Below are 6,175 nucleotides of genomic sequence, written 5' to 3' on the forward strand. Positions count from 1 at the left end.
GATCTCATGACTCATACCGAAATTATACCTTTCTTGACTTCATCATATATGAAAGCAAAGTACATTTCAAAGGTACGAAACGGGTAAAAAATAAGCGTACCACTATTTCTAATGATACGCTTATCACATTTTCTTTTATAAGAACTCTTACAGTGGTATCTCTCCACTGATTTTTCCTTACATATTGTCCGTTAGCCTTTCGATAAGCTGCTGCCTGCTCGAAACTAAGCGGTAACTCAAATGAAAGAGAACTCCTACCTATTTGCAATAGCAGCCTGCGCAGCAGCGAGGCGGGCGATGGGGACACGGAACGGGCTGCAGGAGACGTAGTTCAGGCCGACGTTGTGGCAGAACTCGACGGAGGCGGGATCGCCGCCGTGCTCGCCGCAGATGCCGAGCTTGATGTGCGGACGGGTGGCGCGGCCCATTTCGGCGGCCATCTTCACGAGCTTGCCGACGCCCTTCTGGTCGAGGTGGGCAAACGGATCGGACTCGTAGATCTTGTGGTCGTAGTAGGAGTCGAGGAACTTGCCGGCGTCGTCGCGGCTGAAGCCGAACGTCATCTGGGTCAGGTCGTTCGTGCCGAAGGAGAAGAACTCGGCCTCGGTGGCGATCTCGTCCGCGGTCAGAGCGGCGCGCGGGATCTCGATCATGGTGCCGACGGTGTACTTCATCTCGACACCGGCCTCTTCGATCAGGCGGTCGGCCGTGGCGGTGACGACGTCCTTGACGAACTTCAGCTCCTTGACCTCGCCGACCAGCGGGATCATGATCTCCGGCTCGATGCGGTACCAGGAGAACTCCTTATTGATCTTGATAGCGGCATTGATGACGGCAGTGGTCTGCATCTCGGCGATCTCCGGATAGGTGACAGCCAGACGGCAGCCGCGGTGGCCCATCATCGGGTTGAACTCATGCAGGGAGGCGATGACGTCCTTGAGCTCGGCGACGCTGACGTGCAGCTCTTCGGCGATCTCGGCGATGTCCTCTTCCTTCGTCGGCAGGAACTCGTGCAGGGGAGGATCCAGGAAGCGGATGGTCATCGGACGGCCCTTGAGCTCACGATACATCGCTTCGAAGTCGCCCTGCTGATACGGCAGGATCTTGGCCAGAGCTTCCTTGCGGGCCTCGACCGTCTTGGCGACGATCATCTCGCGCATGGCCTTGATACGGGTGGCCTCAAAGAACATGTGCTCCGTGCGGCACAGGCCGATGCCTTCTGCGCCGAACTTCACGGCCTGCGCAGTGTCGCGGGGGTTATCGGCGTTCGTGCGGACGCGCAGAACGCGGAAGCTGTCGGCCCACTTCATGAAGCGGTCAAAGTTGCCGCTGATGGTGGCCTCGACGGTCTTGACGGCGCAGCCATAGATGTTGCCGGTGGAGCCGTCGATGGAGATCCAGTCGCCCTCGTGGTAATCCTTGCCGGCGAGGGTGAAGTACTTCTCTTCCTCGTGCATGGTGATCTCACCGCAGCCGGAGACGCAGCAGGTGCCCATGCCGCGCGCGACGACGGCAGCGTGGGACGTCATGCCGCCGCGGACGGTCAGGATGCCCTGCGCGGCAGCCATGCCCTCGATGTCCTCGGGGCTGGTCTCAAGACGGACGAGAACGACCTTTTCGCCGTTGGCGGCCCAGGACTTTGCGTCCTCGGCGGAGAAGACGACACGGCCGCAGGCAGCGCCCGGAGAGGCGGCCAGGCCCTTGCCGACGACCTCGGCGGCCTTCAGCGCGGCGGCGTCGAACTGCGGGTGCAGCAGGGAATCGAGCTGCTTCGGCTCCACGCGCATGACGGCCTCTTCGCGGGAGATCATGCCCTCGTCGACGAGGTCGCAGGCGATCTTCAGCGCGGCGGCAGCGGTGCGCTTGCCGTTACGGGTCTGCAGCATGTAGAGCTTGCCGTTCTCGATGGTGAACTCCATATCCTGCATGTCACGGTAGTGGTTCTCGAGGCGGGTGGCGATATCGACGAACTGGTCGTAGACAGCGGGCATCTCCTCATGCAGCTTGGAGATCTTGCTCGGCGTGCGGATACCGGCGACGACATCTTCGCCCTGGGCGTTGATGAGGTATTCGCCGAACAGCGCCTTCTCACCGGTGGCCGGATCGCGCGTGAAGGCGACGCCGGTGCCGGACTTGTCGTTCAGATTGCCGAAGACCATCGGCTGCACGTTGACGGCGGTGCCCCAGGAGTAGGGGATGTCGTTCATGCGGCGATAGACGTTGGCGCGGGGGTTATCCCAAGAGCGGAAGACGGCCTTGATGGCCTCCATGAGCTGGACGGCCGGATCGGTCGGGAAGTCCTCGCCCTTTTCTTCCTTATAGTGAGCCTTGAACAGGTCAACGAGCTTCTTCATGTCGTCGGCGTCGAGGTCGATGTCGTTCTTGACGCCCTTGGCGGCCTTGACTTCGTCGATGATGACCTCGAACGTCTTCTTGGACAGCTCCATGACAACGTCGGAGAACATCTGGATAAAGCGGCGATAGGAATCGTAAACAAAGCGGGTAAACGCAGGCGTGGGGTTACCGGCGATGAGACCGGCGGCGACCTCGTCGTTCAGGCCGAGGTTCAGGATGGTGTCCATCATGCCGGGCATGGAGGCGCGGGCGCCGGAACGGACGGAGACGAGAAGCGGATTCTTGGCGTCGCCGAACTTCTTGCCGTTGATCTTCTCGATGCGGGTGAGAGCCTCGTAGACCTGCGCCTTGATCTCGTCGTTGATGTTGCGATCGTCCTCATAATACTTCGTGCAGGCTTCCGTGGAGATGGTGAAGCCCTGCGGGACAGGCATGCCGAGATTCGTCATCTCTGCCAGGTTTGCGCCCTTGCCGCCGAGCAGCTCACGCATGGAGCCGTTACCCTCGGAGAACAGGTAAACATATTTGTGCATACTGTTGATAAACCCCTTTCGTGTCTTGGAAACGGTCACTCGCAGCCGTTTCGAATCGTTTTTCTAGTTCTATTCATTCGGATACTTGAACAATATAACACAATCCGCAGGGTTTTTCAATGAATTTCAAAAGAAAAAACCGAAAAAGGCCAATGTAAATATTTTCAGACAGAAAAATGGCGCAAAACCGTCATTTTGCCAGAAAAAACCCGCTGCGCTCCTCCCAAAACGCAGCGGGTTTGAAATTGGTTTTTCAGGAACGGGACATGGGGCAAGCTGAAAATGGAGAGTGGAAAGCTACGCGAGGCCGCCGACCATGTGTTGTAGTTGCGGGGGAGCGGACAGCCGTGCCCGGCACTGCACCGGCGAAACGAACTGACCATCGTTGAAATGGCAAATGCCAAAGTATGGGGCGTAGCGGCGCTCACGGAGCGCCTTGTACAGGGATATTCAACCGCACAAGGGCACTGGTGCACCGCACACCACCCTGACGTGTCATTGCGAGGAGCGAAGCGACGTGGCAATCTCGGGAAGGCACTCGCAGTCCGTACAGGCTGCCGTGAAAACGTACAGACGCAATCGGTTTGTGCGTTTTTATCGCTGCCCTGTACTGGCTGCCAGTGCGGATCCGGGCCCGGCTGTCCGCTCCCCTACAGCGCACGGCTGGGAACCTTCCTGCAATTCCCTATTTCTCATCCCGCCCGCTTGGGCAGGCGAATGGTCAGGACGATCTCGCGATCCGTCTCCTCCTGCTTCGTCTCCGCCTGGATGCCCGCACTGCGGACGAGCTCGAGGCTGTGGTTCACGCTGTTCAGGAACAGCCGCACGTCCCGCACGATGAGCTTGCGGATGCCGCGCTTCGGCGGCTCCTGCGCGTTCTTTTTCGCGAGATAGGCGTCGATGTACGCCTCCGTCTTTGCCACGTTGAGCTGCTGGCGGATGACGGTCTGCAGCACGGCCAGCCGGTCCTCCTCCTCCGGCAGCCGCAGCAGCGCCCGCGCGTGCCGCTCCGAGAGCTGGTTCTCCCGCAGCAGGGCCAGCACCTGCGGGCTGTGGCGCAGCAAGCGCAGCTTGTTCGCCACGGCGCTCTGACTTTTGCCCACGCGCTGGGCCGCCTGCTCCTGACTCAGACCATACAGGCGCATGAGCCGCGCCAGCCCCTCGGCCTCCTCGATGTAGTCGAGGTCGCGCCGCTGGAGGTTCTCCACCAGCGCGACCATGCCGCTCTGCGCCTCGTCCACCGACAGCAGGATGCAGGGCACCTCCCGAAGCCCCGCCATCCGCGCGGCGCGCAGGCGGCGCTCGCCTGCGACCAGCTCATAGAATCCGTCCCGCCGTCGGACGGTCAGCGGCTGCACGATGCCGTATTCCGCAATGCTCGCCGCCAGCTCCTGCAGCCCTGCCGGGTCGAAGATCTTCCGCGGCTGGCCCGGATTCGGCCGGATCTGTGCGGCCGGAAGATATAGAATTTTCCCTGTTTCCAGCAGTCCACCTGTTCTGCGCATCCTGCTCTCCTCCTTTGCCGTGCGCGTTGTTCTGCTATCTATTTTACGCGTTTGCGCTGCGAAATTGCGCGAATGAAAGGGACTGAAACGCAATAAATTGTGTTTTTCGAAATGATGGACCACAATATCTTGGGAAATACGCGGGAAATGGGAAAAGCGGCGGAACCATGCCGCATCCGGGCCGTTCACAGCCTGCTTTCCGGAAGTTCATAATTCCTTCATCCTTCTTTCAGAAACATTTCAGCTTGGCGCGCTACAATGTGGCCAGAAAGAAAAACAAAGGCACCGCAGCAAAGCCGGAAGCGGCCGCGCGGCGGGGTTCCTGAGAAATTTGATCGAAGGAGTTGCTTATCATGTACGAAAACGACGGATTCCATCCCTATGAAGATAACAACGATGCGCAGAACCGGTATGAAGCGCAGAGTAGTGAGACCAGCGGCAATCAGTGGCAGCAGCCGCTCTACCAGATGCCGCAGCAGCCGGAGCATACGCAGCCGAAGAAGAAGCATACCGCAGGGCGCGTCGTCGCGCTGGCGCTGTGCTGCTCGCTGCTCGGCGGCGCGGTCGGCGCAGGCGCCATGGCCATCGGCACGAGCATGACCGGCTCGTCCGGCAGCTCGCACAGCAGCAGCACCTCCACCATCCTGCAGGGTGACCGTCCCACCTCGGCCATCAACGTCTCAAAGATCGACACGAGCAAGGAAATGACGGCTGCTGAGGTCTATGCCGCCAACGTCAATTCTACGGTCGGCATCACGACCTCCATCACCACGAACTACTGGGGCTATCAGACGACGGCCGCCGCCTCCGGCTCCGGCTTCATCCTGACGGCTGACGGCTATATCCTGACGAACTACCATGTCATTGAAAATTCCAATTCCGTGAAGGTCACGATGTATGACGGCACGAGCTACGACGCCACCATCGTCGGCTACGACGAGAGCAACGACATCGCCGTTCTGAAGATCGACGCGACCGGCCTGACGCCCGTCGTGCTCGGCGATTCCGACGAGCTGAACGTCGGCGATTCCGTGGTCGCCATCGGCAACCCGCTCGGCGAGCTGACGTTCTCCCTGACGTCCGGCGCCGTGAGCGCGCTGAACCGCGAGGTCACGCTCTCGAGCAACGTCACGATGGACCTCATCCAGACGGACTGCGCCATCAACTCCGGCAACTCCGGCGGTGCGCTGTTCAACCTCTATGGCGAGGTCATCGGCATCACGAATGCGAAGTATTCCAGCAGCGGCTCTTCCGGTGAGGCGTCCATCGATAACATCGGCTTTGCCATCCCGATCAACTCGGTGCGCAGCATCGTTGAGAGCATCATTAAAAACGGCTATATCGTCAAGCCGTACATCGGCGTTTCCGTTGAAGATGTCAGCTCTGAAATGACGAGCTACGGCCTTCCTGCCGGCGCGGTCGTCCGCTCCGTGACGGATGGCGCTCCTGCTGCACAGGCAGGCCTGCAGGCCAACGATATCATCACCGCCGTGGACGGCGCCGAGATCACCGGCAGCAACGATCTGGTCCAGATCGTCACCGCCAAGAAGGCGGGCGACACGCTGAAGCTTTCCGTCTACCGTCAGGGCCAGACACTGGAGCTGACCGTTACCGTTGCCGAGCAGAAGCAGTCCGCGCTGGCCGGCTCGAGCGATACGCAGCAGAGCCAGCAGCAGGATCAGAGCCAGCAGCAACAGCAGGGCGGCGGCTACGGCTTCCCGTGGGGCTTCGGCTTCGGCGGCTGATCGCTGCAAAATCAATTTACCAATACTCTCTCTTTTC

At 60.1% G+C, this 6,175-nt stretch carries 3 protein-coding genes; 1 reads left to right on the forward strand and 2 read right to left on the reverse strand.

Annotation, left to right across the window (positions count from 1 at the left end; all coding sequences use genetic code 11):
- Positions 1-254: 254 nt before the first annotated feature.
- Both ppdK and ACMKFF_RS07745 read right to left on the reverse strand, forming a co-directional pair.
- Complete coding sequence (gene ppdK, locus ACMKFF_RS07740; protein ID WP_419496572.1) at positions 255-2,888, reverse strand: pyruvate, phosphate dikinase; 2,634 nt, start codon at positions 2,886-2,888, stop codon at positions 255-257.
- 692 nt (positions 2,889-3,580) lie between these two features.
- Positions 3,581-4,393 carry a ParB/RepB/Spo0J family partition protein gene (locus tag ACMKFF_RS07745; protein ID WP_349134539.1) on the reverse strand — a complete coding sequence of 271 codons (813 nt, stop codon included), beginning with the start codon at positions 4,391-4,393 and terminating at the stop codon, positions 3,581-3,583.
- Positions 4,394-4,746: 353 nt separating this feature from the next.
- Here ACMKFF_RS07745 and ACMKFF_RS07750 point away from each other — a divergent pair, with 353 nt between their 5' ends.
- Positions 4,747-6,138 (forward strand): S1C family serine protease, encoded by a 1,392-nt coding sequence (locus ACMKFF_RS07750; protein WP_419496573.1) that lies wholly within the window; start codon positions 4,747-4,749, stop codon positions 6,136-6,138.
- Positions 6,139-6,175: the final 37 nt, after the last annotated feature.

The sequence above is a fragment of the Faecousia sp. genome, from assembly GCF_048519415.1.
Taxonomy (GTDB): Bacteria; Bacillota; Clostridia; order Oscillospirales; family Oscillospiraceae; genus JAZOXB01.

What these genes read in the sequence shown, in the direction of transcription:
- ppdK (WP_419496572.1), bottom strand. Translation starts at nt 2,888, where the DNA reads ATGCACAAATATGTTTACCTGTTCTCCGAGGGTAACGGCTCCATGCGT.
- ACMKFF_RS07745 (WP_349134539.1), bottom strand. Translation starts at nt 4,393, where the DNA reads ATGCGCAGAACAGGTGGACTGCTGGAAACAGGGAAAATTCTATATCTT.
- ACMKFF_RS07750 (WP_419496573.1), top strand. Translation starts at nt 4,747, where the DNA reads ATGTACGAAAACGACGGATTCCATCCCTATGAAGATAACAACGATGCG.